Raw genomic sequence first — 18,435 nt, 5'->3', positions numbered from 1 at the left:
TGCTATTGCATGTGGCGTGAAACCAAAATTCTGCTGATCGATGACGATAGCGTCCGCCGCCGCGATTTAGCGGTGATTTTAAATTTTCTCGGTGAAGAAAATTTACCCTGCGCCAGCCACGATTGGCAGCAGGCGGTCAGCTCGTTGGCGTCGAGCCGTGAAGTCATCTGTGTATTGATCGGGACGGTAAACGCTCCTGGCGCAGTTCTGGGCCTGTTAAAGACACTGTCAACCTGGGATGAGTTCCTTCCGGTGTTGCTGATGGGCGATATTTCTTCTGTGGACCTGCCGGAAGACCAGCGCCGCCGCGTGCTTTCCACCCTGGAAATGCCGCCCAGCTACAGCAAATTGCTCGATTCGCTGCACCGCGCCCAGGTCTATCGCGAGATGTACGACCAGGCCCGCGAACGTGGCCGTCACCGTGAACCCAACCTGTTTCGCAGCCTCGTCGGCACCAGCCGGGCGATCCAGCACGTGCGTCAGATGATGCAGCAAGTGGCCGACACCGACGCCAGCGTGCTGATCCTCGGCGAGTCGGGCACCGGCAAGGAAGTGGTCGCACGTAACCTGCACTATCACTCCAAGCGTCGCGACGGGCCTTTTGTGCCGGTCAACTGCGGGGCGATCCCGGCAGAGCTGCTGGAAAGCGAGCTGTTCGGCCACGAGAAGGGCGCCTTTACCGGGGCGATCACCAGCCGTGCCGGGCGTTTCGAGCTGGCCAATGGCGGCACGCTGTTCCTTGATGAAATCGGCGACATGCCGTTGCCGATGCAGGTCAAGTTGCTGCGCGTATTGCAGGAGCGCACCTTCGAGCGCGTGGGCAGCAACAAGACCCAGAGCGTGGACGTGCGCATCATTGCCGCCACCCACAAGAACCTCGAAAGCATGATCGAGGTCGGCAGCTTCCGCGAAGACCTGTACTACCGCCTCAACGTATTCCCCATCGAGATGGCCCCACTGCGCGAGCGCGTGGAAGACATCCCGTTGCTGATGAACGAGCTGATCTCGCGCATGGAGCACGAAAAACGCGGCTCCATTCGTTTCAACTCCGCTGCGATCATGTCCCTGTGCCGCCACGGCTGGCCGGGTAACGTGCGTGAGCTGGCCAACCTGGTGGAGCGCATGGCGATCATGCATCCGTACGGGGTGATCGGCGTGGTCGAGTTGCCGAAGAAATTCCGCTACGTCGATGATGAAGACGAGCAGATGGACAGCCTGCGCAGTGACATGGAAGAGCGCGTGGCCATCAACGGTCATACCCCGGACTTCGGTGCCACCGCCATGCTGCCGCCCGAAGGTCTTGACCTCAAGGACTACCTCGGCAACCTGGAACAAGGGTTGATCCAGCAGGCCCTGGACGATGCGCATGGCATCGTTGCCCGCGCCGCCGAGCGTCTGCGCATCCGCCGCACCACCCTGGTGGAGAAGATGCGCAAGTACGGTATGAGCCGCAAAGAAGGTGATGAACAGGCGGATGATTGACGCCTGTTTTTCAACTGGCTGATTTATATGTAGATTTTTTTCGGCACGGGTATTGCTACAGCCCTCGCAACGTTCCGTTTAACTGACGGTCAGCCAAGCGAGAGAGCATCATGCCCCACGCCGCCCAACTATCTTCGGCCCCTGCCATCCAGGGGCTGGTTTCGCCTGTAGAACCGCCGACCCGCCAGGGCCTGGAACAAGCGTTCTCGCAGTTCAACCAGATGTCGAGCCAACTGACCGACTCCTACAGTCTGCTTGAGGCGCGGGTGTCCGAGCTTAAAGGCGAGCTGGCGGTGGTCAGCGCCCAGCGCATGCAAGAACTGGCGGAAAAAGAACGCCTGGCCAACCGTCTGCAAAATCTTCTGGACCTGTTGCCCGGTGGCGTGATCGTCATCGACGACCAGGGCCGTGTGCGCGAAGCCAACCCGGCGGCCTGCGACCTGCTGGGCCTACCGCTGGAAGGCGAGCTGTGGCGCCATGTCATCACCCGCTGCTTTGCGCCGCGAGAAGATGACGGTCACGAAGTCTCCCTCAAGGACGGACGCCGCCTGTCTATCGCCACTCGCTCCCTGGATGCCGAGCCAGGCCAATTGGTGCTGCTCAATGACCTGACGCAAACCCGTCACCTGCAAGACCAGTTGGCCCGTCATGAGCGGCTGTCGTCGTTGGGCAGGATGGTCGCCTCGTTGGCGCATCAGATCCGCACGCCCTTGTCGGCGGCGTTGATCTACGCCAGTCATTTGACTGATGAGCAATTGCCTGTAGCCACTCAGCAACGATTTGCCGGGCGCCTCAAGGAGCGCTTGCATGAATTGGAGCACCAGGTGCGCGACATGCTGGTGTTTGCCCGCGGCGAATTGCCGCTGACCGACCGTGTCACGCCTGCCGGGTTGATGCAGGCCTTGCAAGCAGCGGCGGCGACCCATGTACAGGGCGCCAACCTGCGTTGGCAATGTGACAGCCACCAAGGCGAGTTGCTGTGCAACCGCGACACCCTGGTCGGCGCCTTGCTCAACCTGATCGAAAACGCCACTCAGGCCAGCGGCCCGGATGCACGCCTCAAAGTGCACCTCTACGCCCGCGAACAAACCCTGCGCCTGTGTATCAGCGACAGCGGCAGCGGCATCGACCCCCAGGTGCTGCAGCGCCTGGGCGAGCCGTTTTTTACCACCAAGACCAACGGCACTGGCCTGGGCCTGACCGTGGTCAAGGCAGTGGCACGCGCCCATCAGGGAGAATTGCAGTTGCGCTCCCGGTTGGGGCGCGGCACCTGTGCATTGATGACCTTGCCGCTGTTTTCCAGCGCGGCGAGCGCGGAGTAAAAGGATTATGGCTATCAAGGTTTTATTGGTGGAAGACGATCGCGCCCTGCGTGAAGCATTGGCTGACACGCTGCTGTTGGCGGGCCATGACTACCGGGCGGTCGGCTCTGCCGAGGAGGCCTTGGCGGCGGTCGAGCAGGAAGCCTTCAGCCTGGTGGTCAGCGATGTGAACATGCCCGGCATGGACGGCCACCAGTTGCTCGGCCTGCTGCGTGCGCGCCAGCCGCAGCTGCCGGTGCTGCTGATGACTGCCCATGGCGCCGTGGAGCGGGCGGTGGACGCCATGCGCCAGGGTGCGGCGGATTACCTGGTCAAACCGTTCGAGCCCAAGGCGTTGATCGAGCTGGTCGCCCGACATGCCCTGGGTGTGATGTCGGCGGGCGAGGGCGACGGCCCGATTGCCTTTGAACCGGCCAGCGCGCAATTGCTGGAACTGGCAGCGCGGGTGGCGCGCAGTGATTCCACTGTGCTGATTTCCGGCGAATCCGGCACCGGTAAAGAAGTGTTGGCACGCTACATCCACCAGCAGTCCAGCCGTGCCCAGCAACCGTTCATTGCGATCAACTGTGCGGCGATCCCCGACAACATGCTCGAAGCGACGTTGTTCGGCCATGAAAAGGGCTCGTTCACCGGCGCCATCGCGGCCCAGGCCGGCAAGTTCGAACAGGCCGACGGCGGTACCATCCTGCTCGACGAAATCTCGGAAATGCCCCTGGGCCTGCAAGCCAAGTTGCTGCGTGTGTTGCAGGAGCGTGAAGTGGAGCGCGTGGGGGCACGCAAGCCGATCCAACTGGATATCCGCGTGGTTGCCACCACCAACCGCGACCTGGCCGGCGAAGTGGCGGCGGGGCGCTTCCGGGAAGACCTGTTCTACCGGCTGTCGGTGTTCCCCCTGGCCTGGCGCCCGTTGCGCGAGCGCCCGGCGGATATCATTCCGTTGGCCGAGCGCCTGCTGAACAACCACGTCAAAAAAATGAAGCATGCCCAGGCGCGGTTATCGCCGCAGGCTCAGGCGTGCCTGGTTAGCTATCCGTGGCCGGGCAACGTGCGCGAGCTGGACAATGCCATCCAGCGTGCGCTGATTTTGCAGCAGGGCGGGTTGATCCAGCCGCAGGATTTCTGCCTGGCCATGGGCAATGGCGCTGCGCCGTTGCCGAGCCTGGCCCCGGCTCCAGTGGTCGCCGAGGTTGAATCAGCTGGCGCCCTGGGCGATGACCTGCGTCGTCGCGAATTCCAGATGATCATCGACACCCTGCGCGCTGAGCGTGGCCGCCGCAAAGAAGCGGCCGAGCGCCTCGGCATCAGCCCGCGCACCTTGCGCTACAAGCTGGCGCAGATGCGCGATGCTGGTATGGATGTGGAAGCTTATCTTTTCGCCACATGACCGGTAACAAGTTCTACAAGCTTTGTCGCCTTTTCTTACGAGTTGCTCCAGAGCTGGCACCCTTGTTGCTACCACCCCTAGTAACCGCTGCGTAGTGTCAAAAAATTGCGGGTCGTCGGAGAGAGAAGGTCATGAGCCAGGGTATTGAGTTCAATCGGTTGATGTTGGATATGCGCGCCATGCAAATGGATGCCATGGCTCAACCGAAATCCGTCGCGCCAGCGCCGGAATTGGGCCAAAGCAGTTTTGCCGACATGCTCGGTCAGGCAATCAATAAAGTCAGTGATACCCAACAGGCCTCCAGCCAGTTGGCAACGGCGTTCGAGATCGGTAAAAGCGGCGTGGACCTCACCGATGTGATGGTCGCCTCGCAAAAGGCCAGTGTGTCCTTCCAGGCCTTGACTCAAGTGCGTAACAAGCTGGTTCAGGCTTATCAAGACATCATGCAGATGCCGGTTTAAGGACGAGATTTAAGTCATGGCAGAAGCACTCTCCGACAACCTCCCCGCCAAGGCAGACGGCAAGCCGCCGTTGTTTGGCCTGTCGTTCCTGGAAAACCTCTCGCAAATGACCATGCTGCGTCAGGTGGGCCTGATGGTCGGCCTGGCGGCCAGCGTGGCGATTGGTTTTGCCGTGGTGTTGTGGTCGCAACAACCCGATTACCGCCCACTGTACGGCAGCCTGTCGGGCATGGATTCCAAGCAGATCATGGAAACCCTCGCCGCTGCCGACATCGCTTACACCGTGGAGCCCAACTCCGGTGCCTTGCTGGTCAAGTCTGATGACGTGGCCCGTGCACGGATGAAACTGGCCGCCGCTGGCGTGGCGCCGTCCGACAGCAATATCGGTTTCGAGATTCTCGACAAGGACCAGGGCCTGGGCACCAGCCAGTTCATGGAAGCCACCCGTTATCGCCGTGGCCTGGAAGGCGAACTGGCGCGCACCATCTCCAGCCTGAATAACGTCAAGGGTGCCCGTGTGCACCTGGCGATTCCGAAAAGCTCGGTGTTCGTGCGTGACGAACGCAAACCCAGCGCTTCGGTACTGGTCGAACTGTTTGCCGGCCGCTCCCTGGAGCCTGGCCAGGTGCTGGCGATCGTCAACCTGGTGGCCACCAGCGTTCCCGAATTGAGCAAGTCGCAAATCACCGTGGTCGATCAGAAGGGCAACCTGCTCTCCGACATGGCCGAAAACTCCGCGCTGACCCAGGCCGGCAAGCAATTCGACTACAGCCGCCGCATGGAAAGCATGCTCACCCAGCGCGTGCACAACATCCTGCAACCGGTGCTGGGCAACGACCGCTACAAGGCTGAAGTGTCCGCCGACGTAGACTTCAGCGCTGTCGAATCGACCTCCGAACAGTTCAACCCTGACCAGCCGGCCCTGCGCAGCGAGCAGTCCACCAGCGAGCAGCGCACCGCCGCCAATGGCCCGCAAGGTGTGCCGGGGGCCTTGAGCAACCAGCCACCGTCGGCCGCCTCGGCACCGCAGACCACTGGCGGCGCCGCTGCCACTGCTGGCGCGATCCAGCCTGGCCAGCCGCTGCTGGATGCCAACGGCCAGCAGATCATGGACCCTGCCACCGGCCAGCCGATGCTCGCACCGTACCCGGCGGACAAGCGTAACCAGTCCACCAAGAACTTCGAACTCGATCGCTCTATCAGCCACACCAAGCAGCAACAGGGCAAGATCAATCGCCTGTCGGTGTCGGTGGTGGTCGATGACCAGGTCAAGGTCAACCCAGCCGATGGCGCCGTGACCCGTGCGCCCTGGACCGCCGACGAATTGGCGCGCTTCACCCGCCTGGTACAGGACGCCGTCGGTTTCGACGCCAGCCGTGGCGACAGCGTCAGTGTGATCAACATGCCGTTCTCCGCCGAGCGCGCTGAAGTGATCAGCGACCCTGCGTTCTACACCCAGCCGTGGTTCTGGGACATCGTCAAGCAAGTGCTGGGGGTGTTGTTCATCCTGGTGCTGGTGTTCGGCGTGCTGCGCCCGGTGCTCAACAACATCACCGGCGGCGGCAAGAAACAGCTTGCGCTCGCAGGTGGCGACGTCGAGTTGGGTGGCATGGGCGGCCTGGATGGCGAACTGGCCAACGACCGCGTCAGCCTTGGCGGCCCGCAAAGCATCCTGTTGCCAAGCCCGAGCGAAGGCTATGACGCTCAGTTGAACGCAATCAAGAGTCTGGTGGCAGAAGACCCGGGCCGTGTGGCCCAGGTCGTGAAAGAGTGGATTAACGCTGATGAATGATCGAGCCGCTGTGGCCAAGCTCTCCCGGGTTGACAAAGCCGCCGTGTTGCTGCTGTCCCTGGGTGAAACCGACGCTGCCCAAGTGCTGCGCCACATGGGCCCCAAAGAGGTCCAGCGTGTCGGCGTGGCGATGGCGCAGATGCGCAACGTGCACCGCGAGCAAGTCGAGCAGGTGATGAGCGAGTTCGTCGAGATCGTCGGCGACCAGACCAGCCTGGGCGTCGGCTCCGACAGCTACATTCGCAAGATGCTCACCTCGGCGCTGGGCGAAGACAAGGCCAACGGCCTGATCGACCGCATCCTGCTGGGCGGCAACACCAGTGGCCTGGACAGCCTCAAGTGGATGGAACCACGTGCGGTCGCCGACGTGATCCGCTACGAACACCCGCAGATCCAGGCGATCGTTGTGGCTTACCTGGACCCGGACCAGGCCGGTGAAGTGCTTGGCCACTTCGACCACAAAGTGCGCCTGGACATCATCCTGCGCGTGTCGTCGCTCAACACCGTACAACCGGCGGCCCTCAAGGAACTCAACACGATTCTGGAGAAGCAGTTCTCCGGCAACTCGAATGCCTCGCGCACCACCCTGGGTGGCATCAAGCGCGCGGCCGACATCATGAACTTCCTCGACAGCTCGGTCGAAGGCCAGTTGATGGACTCGATCCGCGAGATCGACGACACCCTGTCCGGTCAGATCGAAGACCTGATGTTCGTCTTCAACAACCTTGCCGATGTCGACGACCGTGGCATCCAGGCGCTGTTGCGTGAAGTCTCCTCCGACGTGTTGGTGCTGGCCCTCAAGGGCTCGGACGAAAACGTCAAAGAGAAAATCTTCAAGAACATGTCCAAGCGTGCGTCCGAACTGTTGCGCGACGACCTGGAAGCCAAGGGCCCGGTGCGCGTCAGCGATGTGGAAACCGCGCAGAAGGAAATCCTCACCATTGCCCGCCGTATGGCCGAAGCCGGAGAAATCGTTCTCGGCGGGAAGGGCGGCGAAGAAATGATCTAAGGCGCCTTGCATGTCGAACAAAGATGAGACGCCCAGCGATCTGATTCGCGCGCGGGATGTCGGCGGGTTCGACATCTGGTCGTTGCCCAGCTTCGACCCCCATGTGCCGGAGCCCGAGCCTGAGCCGGTCGAAGAGCTTCCGGTGGAAATGGAAGAAGTGCCGCTGGATGAAGTCCAGCCACTGACCCTCGAAGAACTTGAAGCCATCCGCCAGGAAGCCTACAACGAAGGCTTTGCGGCGGGCGAGAAAGACGGTTTTCGCAGCACCACCCTCAAGGTCCGCCAGGAAGCCGAGGCAGCGCTGGGCACCCAGCTGGCCAGCCTGGAACGCCTGATGGGCAACCTGTTCGACCCGATTGCCGAGCAGGACACCCAACTGGAAAAATCCATGGTCGACCTGGTGCAGCACATTGCCCGCCAGGTGATCCAGCGTGAACTGGTGCTGGACTCCAGCCAGATCGAAAGCGTGATGCGTGAAGCCCTCAAGTTGCTGCCCTTGGGCGTCGGCAATGTGCGGCTGTACATCAACCCCCAGGATTTCGAGCAGGTCAAAGCCTTGCGCGAGCGCCATGAAGAAACCTGGCGCATCGTCGAGGACGCCTCGTTGCAACCCGGTGGGTGCCGTGTCGAAACCGAACACAGCCGCATCGATGCCACGGTGGAAACCCGCATCAGCCAGATCATGGCCAAATTGTTGGATCAACTGCATGAGCAAGCCCTGCATCCGGCAGCGCCTGACGTGAGCGTTGACCTGGACGCTCCCGATGCGCCTTGATCGCACCAGCTTTGCCAAGCGCCTGAGCAGCTACGCCGAGGCAACCGAATTGCCCGGCCAGCCGATCCTTGAAGGGCGCTTGTTGCGCATGGTCGGCCTGACCCTTGAAGCCGAGGGCTTGCGCGCTGCCATGGGCAGCCGTTGCCTGGTGATCAATGACGACAGCTACCACCCGGTGCAGGTCGAAGCGGAAGTGATGGGCTTTTCCGGCAGCAAGATTTTCCTGATGCCGGTGGGCAGCCTGGCCGGTATCGCCCCGGGTGCTCGCGTGGTACCGCTGGCCGACACTGGCCGCCTGCCCATGGGCATGAGTATGCTCGGCCGCGTACTCGACGGCGCCGGGCGTGCGCTGGATGGCAAGGGCGGCATGAAGGCCGAAGACTGGGTGCCGATGGACGGCCCCACCATCAACCCGCTCAACCGCAACCCCATCAGCGTGCCGCTGGACGTGGGCATTCGCAGCATCAACGGTTTATTGACGGTCGGCCGCGGCCAGCGCCTGGGCCTGTTCGCCGGTACCGGCGTGGGTAAGTCGGTGTTGCTGGGCATGATGACGCGCTTTACCGAGGCCGACATCATCGTGGTCGGGCTGATCGGTGAGCGGGGCCGTGAGGTCAAGGAGTTCATCGAGCACAGTCTCGGTGAAGAAGGGCTCAAGCGCTCGGTGGTGGTAGCGTCGCCTGCGGACGATGCGCCACTGATGCGCCTGCGCGCAGCCATGTACTGCACACGCATCGCCGAGTATTTCCGAGACAAGGGCAAGAATGTGCTGCTGCTGATGGATTCGCTCACGCGTTTCGCCCAGGCCCAGCGGGAAATCGCCTTGGCCATTGGTGAGCCGCCGGCCACCAAAGGCTATCCGCCGTCGGTGTTCGCCAAACTGCCCAAACTGGTGGAGCGCGCCGGTAATGCCGAGGCCGGCGGTGGCTCGATCACTGCGTTTTATACCGTGTTGTCCGAAGGCGACGACCAGCAAGATCCGATTGCCGACTCGGCGCGGGGCGTGCTCGACGGCCACATTGTGCTGTCGCGACGCCTGGCAGAAGAAGGGCACTACCCGGCCATCGACATCGAAGCGTCCATCAGCCGGGTGATGCCGGCGGTGGTCACCCCTGAGCATATGGCCCGTGCGCAGCAGTTCAAGCAACTGTGGTCGCGTTACCAGCAGAGCCGCGACCTGATCAGCGTCGGCGCCTATGTGGCCGGCGGCGATCGCGACACCGACCTGGCCATTGCCTTGCAACCACAGCTGGTGAACTACCTGCGCCAGGGCCTCAATGACAAGATCAGCATGGGCGAAAGCGAAGCGCATCTGCAGTCCATCTTCGCCCCCGCGCCAGGCGGTTAAGCCATGGCCAACAGCCGCGCCGCGCGCCTGGCCCCGGTGGTGGAAATGGCCGAAAAGGCCGAGAAAACCGCCGTGCAACGCCTGGGTTACTTTCAAGGCCAGGTGCGCCTGGCAGAGAGCAAGCTGGGCGACCTGGAGCGCTTTCGCCTGGAATACCAACAACAGTGGATCGAGCGCGGCAGCAAGGGCGTGTCGGGCCAGTGGTTGATGGGTTATCAGGGCTTTCTCAATCAGCTTGAAACAGCCGTCGGCCAACAGCGCCAGAGCCTGGCCTGGCACCAGAACAACCTCGATAAAGCCCGGGAAAGCTGGCAGCAGGCGTTTGCCCGCGTGGAAGGTTTGCGCAAGCTGGTGCAGCGCTATATCGACGAAGCGCGGGCGATTGAAGATAAGCGCGAGCAAAAGCTGCTTGATGAATTGTCCCAACGCCTGCCCCGCCAGGAACAATTCTAACTAACGACGCAGGATAAATGTGGGAGGGGGCTTGCTCCCGATAGCGGTGTGTCAGCCAGCAAATCCATTGCTGACACATCGCCATCGGGAGCAAGCCCCCTCCCACATTTGATTCGATGTGTTGCTCAGATCCGGTTCGCCTGCTAAACCTTGTTGCACAGTGCCAATGACAAGGAAGCAGTCACATGTCAATCGAGTCCGATGTATCCCTGGATGGGAAGAAGTTGACGATCGCAATCAAGGGCCGGTTCGATTTCGGCAGCCACCAAGACTTTCGCAATGTCTACGAGCATGTTTACCCCAAGCCGGAGACTGTTGTGGTGGACTTGAGGGGGACCACCTACATGGACAGTTCGGCCCTGGGCATGCTCTTGTTGCTGCGTGACCACACGGGTGGCGATACGTCCGATATTCGCGTGGTTAATAGCAACCCCGACGTGCGCAAGATCCTCGCCATCTCCAACTTCGACAAACTGTTCGATATCAGTTGAGCGCCTTGGCCCCGGTCCTTGAGGCGCTGACTATCCTGATCGCCGAAGACAGTGCCGCCGATCGGCTGTTGCTGTCGACCATCATCCGTCGCCAGGGCCATCAGGTGCTGACTGCCAGCAACGGCGCCGAGGCGGTGGAGATCTTCCGTCATGAGTGCCCGCAACTGGTGCTGATGGATGCGCTGATGCCGGTGATGGACGGCTTTGAAGCCGCCCGGCAGATCAAGCAGTTGGCGGGGGAGGCGCTGGTGCCGATCATCTTCCTCACCTCCCTGCGCGAAAGCGAAGCGCTGGCCCAATGCCTGGACGCCGGCGGCGATGACTTCTTGCCCAAACCTTACAACCCCCTGATATTGGCGGCGAAGATCAACGCCATGGATCGCCTGCGCCGCCTGCAGGCCACGGTCTTGCAACAACGCGACCTGATCGCCAGGCACCACGAGCACCTGATGCATGAGCAGCGGGCAGCCAAGGCGGTGTTCGACAAGGTTGCCCACTCCGGCTGTATCAATGCCGCACCCAATATCCGCTACCTGCAATCGCCCTATGCCTTGTTCAACGGTGATTTGCTGCTGGCGGCTTACACGCCGTCCGGTGACATGCACGTGCTGCTCGGCGATTTCACCGGCCATGGCTTGCCGGCCGCCATTGGCGCCATGCCGTTGGCCGAAGTGTTCTACGGCATGACCGCCAAGGGCTACGGCCTTACGCAGACCTTGCGGGAGATGAACGCCAAGCTCAAGCGCATCCTGCCGGTGGACATGTTCTGTTGCGCCACCTTGTTGTGCCTGAGCGCCCAGCGGCGTGCGGTCGAGGTGTGGAACGGCGGTATGCCCGAAGGCTATGTGCATGAAGTCGCCACTGGCAAGCGCACGCCGCTGATGTCGCGGCATCTGCCCCTGGGCGTGCTGTCGGCGGAAAGCTTTGATGACAGCACCGAGGTCTGGCCCATGGCCTTGGGCGACCGGGTGTTTCTGCTCTCCGATGGCGTGCTGGATACGGCTGACGCCAATGATCAACTGTTCGGCGCCGAGCGGTTGCAACAGGTGTTCGCTGCCAACCGCGAGCCTGACCGCCTGTTTGAGGATATCGAGCACGCCCTGGCTACGTTTCGGGGGCTGGCGCGCGATGACGTCAGCATGGTCGAGATCACTTTGCTCTCCGGCCAGGCGCTGCGAGTGGCCGAGCCGATGTATGCCGACAGCGGCCAGTCGTGCCCGCTGGATTGGTCGGTGGGTTTTGAGTTTCGCGCCCAGACGCTGCAGCGCTACAACCCGCTGCCGTACCTGCTGCAACTGCTGCTGGAGATCCATGGGTTGCGCGAGCAGAGCGGCGCGCTGTACAGCGTGATGGCGGAGTTGTATTCCAATGCCCTGGAACATGGTGTGCTGGGCCTGGACTCACGGCTCAAGCGCGATGCGCAAGGTTTTGCGCAGTATTATCATCAGCGCAATGAGCGTCTGGCGCAGCTGAGCAGTGGCTACGTGCGCGTGGATGTGCAGGTGGTACCGACCGACAAGGGCGGCAAGATGACCCTGTGCATCGAAGACAGCGGGCCGGGTTTTGATGTCGAACAGGAGCTGGCGCGGCCCTTGGAAATTGACCGTCTGTCTGGCCGAGGGCTGAACCTGGTGCGTCAACTGAGCAGCGCTGTACGCTGGTCCGAGGGCGGGCGCCGTGTCTGCGTGGAGTTTTGCTGGGAAGCTCTGGCATAATCCGCTGATTCTTGATCAAGGAGCGAGCAAGTGGCTGAGATTCATCTGGACCCCGACGTGTTGTCGGGTTTGCAGGACGTCATGGAGGGTGAGTATCCCAAACTGCTCGACACCTTCCTCGATGACTCGCAAAAGCGCATCGAAGCGCTGCGCGACGCGCGCGACGATGCCAAGGCATTGGGACAGATTGCGCACAGTTTCAAAGGCAGCAGTGGCCACCTTGGGGCGGTGCGGCTGGCGCAGCTGTGTCAGCGCCTGGAGGCTGAGTCCGTCAAGCCATCATCGGATCTGGGCGAATTGGTTGACCAGATCGATCATGAGTTCGCGTTGGTCCGGCCGCTGTATGAGTCGGAGCGCCAACGTTCAGTTTCTGAATCATCGCGCTAAACCTGGCCCGACTCTTGCTCTATCTCCACAGACTGCATCCCCGACCCCATGCAGTGGAGAACCTTACCCATGCCAGTCGCCCCCAATTCGCTCCTTCAGGCTGCCCCTGCGGCCAAGCCGTCAGCGCCTGCCGCTAACCCGCCGGTAGCGGTTGCGGCCCCGCGAGACAAGGGCGCAGGCTTTGCTCAAGTGTTTGCCAACCAGGGCGCCAAGCCGACGCTGAAGGGCGACGACACCCCTAACAAAGTCACGCGTGACAAGCCTTCCGATACCGGCGCCAAACCGGCTGCCGGCAGCGACAAGCCTGCCGCCAGCACGCCGGCGGTTGCCGATAGCGGCAATCCCTTGCCTGCCAAGCCGTCGGCCAAGCCCGATGACAGCGCCGGCACCGAGGGCGATAAACCCAGCGATCCAGTTCTGGCGCAGTCACCTGCGGTAGACCCTGTTGTCGACCCTGCGGTAATCGCCGCCGCGACGCCGGTGGCGGTGCCTGTACAAGTGTCGGCGGTTGACGAGGACGCCAAGGCCCAGCCGGTGGTCGCTGTGGTCGAGGAGGCCTTCGACCCGCAGGCTGATCCCCTGGATGCGATGCCGGCCGTACGCCTGGCGATGGAGCAGGGCGGTCATGTGTCGGCCAGCAGCCAGACGCCGCAGAAAAGCGCAGCCGGCCCTACGGATCAACCGACCGCCGCGCAGAGCTTTGCCGCTGGCCTGGCCACGATGGTCGACCAGCAAGCCACCAAGGACAGCACCGATCAGGGTGGCGACAAGGCGTTTGGCGCGTTGATCGATGACGGCCTCAAGGACCTCAGGAACGCCAGCAGCGACACCCGCGTGGACGATTTCGCCAACCGCCTCGCCGCGCTGACCCAGGCCGCCACGCCCAAAACCGCCAACGCCTTGCCGCCGGTTGCCAATGCACCGCTGGCCATGCACCAGAGCGGCTGGACCGAAGAGGTCGTCAACCGCGTGATGTACCTCTCCAGCGCCAACCTCAAGTCTGCCGAGATCCAGTTGCAGCCGGCTGAGCTGGGACGTCTGGATATCAAGGTCAACATGACGGCGGACCAGCAGGCCCAGGTCAATTTCATGAGCGGCCATGCGGTGGTGCGTGAAGCGCTGGAAAGCCAGTCTGGCCGCTTGCGTGAGATGTTTGCCCAGCAGGGGATGGGGCAGGTGGATGTGAATGTGTCCGACCAGTCCCGTGGGCAGGACCAGCAGCAACAGCAGGGCCAGGCGCGGGGGGTGAGCGGCAGCGGCAGGCGTGCTGACAGCGGCGACGCTGGTGGCCCTGTGGACGTGGCCGAAGTGGCGGGGCCCGTGAGCCAGAGCGTGATCGGCTCCAGCGCGGTCGACTACTACGCCTGACTTCCTGTCCAAACCCGGTCAGTGTGGGAGCTGGCTTGCCTGCGATGGCGGTGTATCAGTGACACATATGTGAACTGACCCACCGCCATCGCAGGCAAGCCAGCTCCCACATTTGATTTGGGTTGCCTTCGCGCCAGACAACTCTGGCATAACACTTGCTCTTGCCTTCCCGTAGATCTATGAATCCCCGAATAGTGACGGATTATTGGCATGGCGAAGAGCGACGACGCAGCAACTCCCCCCGCAGCAGGCAAAGGCAAGCTCAAGCTGATCCTGTTGATTGTGCTGGGCCTGCTCCTGGCCATCGGTGCCTCGATTGGCGGTACCTGGTACATCATGCACAGCAGTGCAAGCAAGCCGGCACCCGCCGCCGACGCCGCCACCAACGTCAAGCAACCGGCAATCTTTGAGCAGATGCTCCCGGCATTTGTTGCCAATTACAACGTCAACGGTCGTCAGCGCTACCTGCAGGTGAGTATTACCTTGCTGGCGCGCAACCAGGCGGACCTGGATGCCCTCAAGGTGCATATGCCGGTGATCCGCAACAACCTGGTGATGCTGTTCTCCGGGCAGGCCTTCGACAGCCTGGCCACCCCGGTCGGCCAGGAAATGCTACGCCAGAAGGTCACTGCCAGCGTGCAGGAAGTGGCCCAGAAAGAGCTAGGCAAAGTCGTGGTCGAGCAGGCGCTCTTCACTAACTTCGTATTGCAGTAGGATCACGACATGGCCGTGCAAGACCTGCTGTCCCAGGATGAAATCGACGCGCTGTTGCACGGCGTGGACGATGGTCTGGTACAGACCGAAATGGCTGCCGAACCCGGCAGCGTCAAAAGTTATGACCTGACCAGCCAGGATCGTATCGTCCGTGGACGTATGCCGACCCTGGAAATGATCAATGAACGTTTCGCCCGCTACACCCGTATCAGCATGTTCAACATGCTGCGCCGTTCGGCGGACGTGGCGGTGGGCGGCGTGCAGGTGATGAAGTTCGGTGAATACGTGCACTCGCTGTACGTGCCCACCAGCCTCAACCTGGTCAAGATCAAGCCGCTGCGCGGCACCGCGCTGTTCATCCTCGACGCCAAACTGGTGTTCAAGCTGGTGGACAACTTCTTCGGCGGCGACGGCCGTCACGCCAAGATCGAAGGGCGTGAATTCACCCCCACCGAACTGCGTGTCGTGCGCATGGTGCTGGAGCAAGCCTTCATCGACTTGAAGGAAGCCTGGCAAGCGATCATGGAAGTCAATTTCGAGTACATCAACTCGGAAGTGAACCCGGCCATGGCCAACATCGTCGGCCCCAGCGAGGCGATTGTGGTGTCGACTTTCCACATCGAGCTCGATGGCGGTGGCGGTGACCTGCACGTGACCATGCCGTACTCGATGATCGAGCCGGTGCGCGAAATGCTCGACGCCGGTTTCCAGTCCGACCTCGACGACCAGGACGAGCGCTGGGTCAAGGCCCTGCGCGAAGACCTGCTGGACGTCGACGTGCCCCTGAGCGCCACCGTGGCCCGTCGGCAGTTGCGCCTGCGCGATATTTTGCACATGCAGCCCGGGGATGTGATCCCTGTCGACCTGCCGGAAGAACTGATCATGCGCGCCAATGGCGTGCCGTCGTTCAAGGTCAAGCTCGGTTCCCACAAAGGCAACCTGGCGTTGCAAGTGGTTGAGCCGATCAACCGACGCTGATTCAACCCTAATTCATGATTGTTTGCTGCGCCGAGGACATGTAATGGCTACCGAACACGAAAACACTTCCGCCGAAGACCAGGCCCTGGCTGACGAGTGGGCCGCGGCCCTGGAAGAAACCGGCGATGTCGGCCAGGACGACATCGACGCACTGCTGGCCGCCGACGCAGCCACTGCGCCTGCCGGCAAGCGCCTGCCGATGGAAGAATTTGGCAGCGTGCCGAAGAACAACGAGCCGGTGACCCTCGACGGTCCGAACCTGGATGTGATTCTTGACATCCCCGTGTCGATTTCCATGGAAGTGGGCAGCACCGAAATCAATATCCGCAACTTGCTGCAACTCAACCAAGGCTCGGTGATCGAGTTGGACCGCCTGGCCGGTGAGCCACTGGACGTGCTGGTCAACGGCACGCTGATCGCCCACGGCGAAGTGGTGGTGGTCAATGAGAAGTTCGGCATCCGCCTGACGGACGTGATCAGCCCGAGCGAACGCATCAAGAAGTTGCGCTGAGATGAAGTACTCGATGGCGGGACTGTTTCTGGCGCTGCCATTGAGCGCCCGGGCGGTGGAGCCGGTCGCGCAAGCGGCTGCGGCACCGGTGGTCGGCAGCGTCGGCGGGCAATTGACGCAGCTGGTGCTGGGCCTGTTGCTGGTGATCGGCTTGATCTTTGTGCTGGCCTGGCTGATGCGCCGCGTACAGCGCATCGGCCCGGGCAATGGCCAGGTGATCGAGCTGGTCGGCTCGCGCGCCCTCGGCCCGCGTGATCGGCTGGTGCTGGTGCAAGTCGGCGAGGAGCAGATCCTGCTTGGCATCACGCCCGGGCGCATCACCCCGCTGCATGTACTCAAGACCCCGGTGGACGCGGCCAAGACCGAGACTGCCACACCAGAATTCGCCCAGCGCCTGATGGAGTTGCTGGGCAAGGATCAGAAGGATAAGAAGTAATGCGCGTTTTGCTGACGCTCATGCTGTTGCTGGCTGCGCCGCTGGCCCTGGGCGCCGACCCGTTGTCGATCCCGGCGATCACCCTGGGTACCAACGCGGTCGGCGCGCAGGAATATTCGGTCAGTTTGCAGATCCTGCTGATCATGACCGCGCTGAGTTTTATCCCGGCCTTCGTGATGTTGATGACCAGCTTCACGCGGATCATCATCGTGTTCTCGATCCTGCGCCAGGCCCTGGGCCTGCAACAGACGCCGTCGAACCAGATCCTCACCGGCATGGCCTTGTTCCTGACGCTGTTCATCATGGCGCCGGTGTTCGACAAGGTGAACCAGCAAGCCCTGCAACCCTACCTCGCGGAAAAACTCAACGCCCAGGACGCCATCGACAAAGCCCAGGGCCCGATCAAGGACTTCATGTTGTCGCAAACCCGCTCCAGCGACCTTGAGCTGTTCATGCGCCTGTCCAAGCGTACCGACATCGCCACCCCGGACCAGGCACCCTTGACCATTCTGGTGCCGGCCTTCGTCACCTCCGAATTGAAGACCGCGTTCCAGATCGGCTTCATGATCTTTATCCCGTTTTTGATCATCGACCTGGTGGTGGCGAGCGTGCTGATGGCCATGGGTATGATGATGCTGTCGCCGTTGATCATCTCGTTACCGTTCAAGATCATGCTGTTTGTGCTGGTGGACGGCTGGGCGCTGATTATTGGCACCCTGGCCGGCAGTTTCGGAGGGATATAGGGCCATGACCCCAGAAGTCGCCGTCGACCTGTTCCGCGAAGCGCTGTGGCTGACCACCCTGATGGTCGCCGTGCTGGTGGTGCCGAGCCTGTTGGTCGGCCTGCTGGTGGCGATGTTCCAGGCGGCCACCCAGATCAACGAACAAACCCTGAGCTTTCTGCCGCGCCTGCTGGTGATGCTGGTGACCCTGATCGTCGCCGGCCCGTGGCTGGTGCAAACCTTCATGGAATACATCCTGCAGTTGTACGGCAGTATTCCGCAGTTGATCGGCTGAGCCAATGCAGTCCTTGCTGGCGTTGACCGACACCCAGATCAGCACCTGGGTGGCCTCGTTCATCCTGCCGTTGTTCCGCGTCACTGCGATGTTGATGGCCATGCCGGTGTTCGGCACCACCCTGGTTCCGCGTCGCGTGCGTTTGTACTTTGCCGTGGCGATCACCGTGGTGATCGTGCCGGGCCTGCCACCGATGCCGCCGGTCAACGCGCTGGACCTCAGCGCCTTGCTGTTGATCGCCGAACAGATCCTGATCGGCGCCATGCTGGGGTTTTCCCTGACCTTGTTCTTCCAAGCTTTTGTGGTGGCCGGGCAAATCATCTCGATCCAGATGGGCATGGGCTTCGCCTCCATGGTCGACCCCACCAACGGCGTGTCGGCGGCAGTGATCGGGCAATTTCTGACCATGTTGGTGACCTTGCTGTTCCTGGCCATGAACGGTCACCTGGTGGCGTTCGAGGTGCTGACCGAGAGTTTCACCACCTTGCCGGTGGGCGCAGGCTTGGTGGTCAACCACTTCTGGGAACTGGTGGGGCGCCTCGGTTGGGTACTCGGCGCGGCGCTGTTGCTGGTGTTGCCGGCGATCACGGCGCTGCTGGTGGTCAATATCGCGTTTGGCGTGATGACCCGTGCGGCGCCGCAACTGAACATCTTCTCGATTGGTTTCCCGCTGACCCTGGTGTTGGGCATGGGGATTTTCTGGGTCGGCCTGGCCGACATTCTCAATCAGTATCAACCGCTGGCCACCGATGCCCTGCAGTTCTTACGTGATCTGGCACGGGCGCGCTGAGC

20 protein-coding genes are annotated in these 18,435 nt (G+C 62.0%); all 20 read left to right on the top strand.

The window, feature by feature from the left end:
* Positions 1-9: 9 nt before the first annotated feature.
* Positions 10-1,482 carry a sigma-54 dependent transcriptional regulator gene (locus FW800_RS06155; protein WP_122732108.1) on the top strand — a complete coding sequence of 491 codons (1,473 nt, stop codon included), beginning with the start codon at positions 10-12 and terminating at the stop codon, positions 1,480-1,482.
* Positions 1,483-1,592: 110 nt separating this feature from the next.
* On the top strand, positions 1,593-2,804 hold the full coding sequence (locus FW800_RS06150) for a sensor histidine kinase (protein ID WP_005790086.1): 1,212 nt from the start codon (positions 1,593-1,595) through the stop codon (positions 2,802-2,804).
* Positions 2,805-2,811: 7 nt separating this feature from the next.
* Positions 2,812-4,188 carry a sigma-54-dependent transcriptional regulator gene (locus FW800_RS06145; RefSeq protein ID WP_005790084.1) on the top strand — a complete coding sequence of 459 codons (1,377 nt, stop codon included), beginning with the start codon at positions 2,812-2,814 and terminating at the stop codon, positions 4,186-4,188.
* A 131-nt stretch (positions 4,189-4,319) separates the two neighbouring features.
* Positions 4,320-4,649 (top strand): flagellar hook-basal body complex protein FliE, encoded by a 330-nt coding sequence (gene fliE / locus FW800_RS06140; protein WP_005790083.1) that lies wholly within the window; start codon positions 4,320-4,322, stop codon positions 4,647-4,649.
* Positions 4,650-4,665: 16 nt separating this feature from the next.
* Positions 4,666-6,441, top strand: a complete 1,776-nt coding sequence (gene fliF / locus FW800_RS06135) for a flagellar basal-body MS-ring/collar protein FliF (protein ID WP_032880061.1) — start codon at positions 4,666-4,668, stop codon at positions 6,439-6,441.
* A complete protein-coding gene (gene fliG / locus FW800_RS06130) occupies positions 6,434-7,450 on the top strand; it encodes a flagellar motor switch protein FliG (protein ID WP_003192957.1) in 1,017 nt (338 codons plus the stop codon). Before fliF ends, fliG begins: the two co-directional genes overlap by 8 nt.
* 10 nt (positions 7,451-7,460) lie before the next feature.
* Positions 7,461-8,225 (top strand): flagellar assembly protein FliH, encoded by a 765-nt coding sequence (gene fliH / locus FW800_RS06125; RefSeq protein ID WP_032880062.1) that lies wholly within the window; start codon positions 7,461-7,463, stop codon positions 8,223-8,225.
* A complete protein-coding gene (fliI, locus tag FW800_RS06120) occupies positions 8,215-9,573 on the top strand; it encodes a flagellar protein export ATPase FliI (RefSeq protein WP_194438866.1) in 1,359 nt (452 codons plus the stop codon). Before fliH ends, fliI begins: the two co-directional genes overlap by 11 nt.
* Before the next feature lie 3 nt (positions 9,574-9,576).
* The gene (fliJ, locus tag FW800_RS06115) at positions 9,577-10,026 is read left to right on the top strand and encodes a flagellar export protein FliJ (RefSeq protein ID WP_005790077.1); all 450 of its coding nucleotides are present in this window, start codon (positions 9,577-9,579) and stop codon (positions 10,024-10,026) included.
* Positions 10,027-10,211: 185 nt separating this feature from the next.
* Positions 10,212-10,517: an STAS domain-containing protein gene (locus FW800_RS06110; protein ID WP_032880063.1), complete on the top strand. Its 306-nt coding sequence runs from the start codon at positions 10,212-10,214 to the stop codon at positions 10,515-10,517.
* The gene (locus FW800_RS06105) at positions 10,514-12,232 is read left to right on the top strand and encodes a SpoIIE family protein phosphatase (protein ID WP_446437223.1); all 1,719 of its coding nucleotides are present in this window, start codon (positions 10,514-10,516) and stop codon (positions 12,230-12,232) included. Before FW800_RS06110 ends, FW800_RS06105 begins: the two co-directional genes overlap by 4 nt.
* A 30-nt stretch (positions 12,233-12,262) precedes the next feature.
* Positions 12,263-12,619: an Hpt domain-containing protein gene (locus FW800_RS06100; RefSeq protein WP_032880065.1), complete on the top strand. Its 357-nt coding sequence runs from the start codon at positions 12,263-12,265 to the stop codon at positions 12,617-12,619.
* Between the two features lie 69 nt (positions 12,620-12,688).
* Complete coding sequence (locus FW800_RS06095) at positions 12,689-13,987, top strand: flagellar hook-length control protein FliK (protein WP_446437222.1); 1,299 nt, start codon at positions 12,689-12,691, stop codon at positions 13,985-13,987.
* A gap of 210 nt (positions 13,988-14,197) precedes the next feature.
* A complete protein-coding gene (gene fliL / locus FW800_RS06090; RefSeq protein ID WP_005790069.1) occupies positions 14,198-14,701 on the top strand; it encodes a flagellar basal body-associated protein FliL in 504 nt (167 codons plus the stop codon).
* A gap of 9 nt (positions 14,702-14,710) precedes the next feature.
* Positions 14,711-15,679: a flagellar motor switch protein FliM gene (gene fliM, locus FW800_RS06085; protein ID WP_005790068.1), complete on the top strand. Its 969-nt coding sequence runs from the start codon at positions 14,711-14,713 to the stop codon at positions 15,677-15,679.
* A gap of 43 nt (positions 15,680-15,722) precedes the next feature.
* Positions 15,723-16,190, top strand: coding sequence for a flagellar motor switch protein FliN (gene fliN, locus FW800_RS06080; RefSeq protein ID WP_005790067.1), 468 nt, complete (start codon positions 15,723-15,725; stop codon positions 16,188-16,190).
* A gap of 1 nt (position 16,191) precedes the next feature.
* Positions 16,192-16,626: a flagellar biosynthetic protein FliO gene (gene fliO, locus FW800_RS06075; protein ID WP_446437221.1), complete on the top strand. Its 435-nt coding sequence runs from the start codon at positions 16,192-16,194 to the stop codon at positions 16,624-16,626.
* The gene (gene fliP / locus FW800_RS06070) at positions 16,626-17,369 is read left to right on the top strand and encodes a flagellar type III secretion system pore protein FliP (protein ID WP_446437220.1); all 744 of its coding nucleotides are present in this window, start codon (positions 16,626-16,628) and stop codon (positions 17,367-17,369) included. Before fliO ends, fliP begins: the two co-directional genes overlap by 1 nt.
* 4 nt (positions 17,370-17,373) lie before the next feature.
* Positions 17,374-17,643 (top strand): flagellar biosynthesis protein FliQ, encoded by a 270-nt coding sequence (gene fliQ, locus FW800_RS06065; protein ID WP_003192936.1) that lies wholly within the window; start codon positions 17,374-17,376, stop codon positions 17,641-17,643.
* Positions 17,644-17,647: 4 nt separating this feature from the next.
* Complete coding sequence (fliR, locus tag FW800_RS06060) at positions 17,648-18,433, top strand: flagellar biosynthetic protein FliR (RefSeq protein WP_005790062.1); 786 nt, start codon at positions 17,648-17,650, stop codon at positions 18,431-18,433.
* Positions 18,434-18,435: the final 2 nt, after the last annotated feature.

This window comes from Pseudomonas sp. 910_23, from assembly GCF_052850795.1.
Note: the sequence above shows the minus strand (reverse complement) of the source record. Positions and strands in the feature narration are given on the sequence as shown.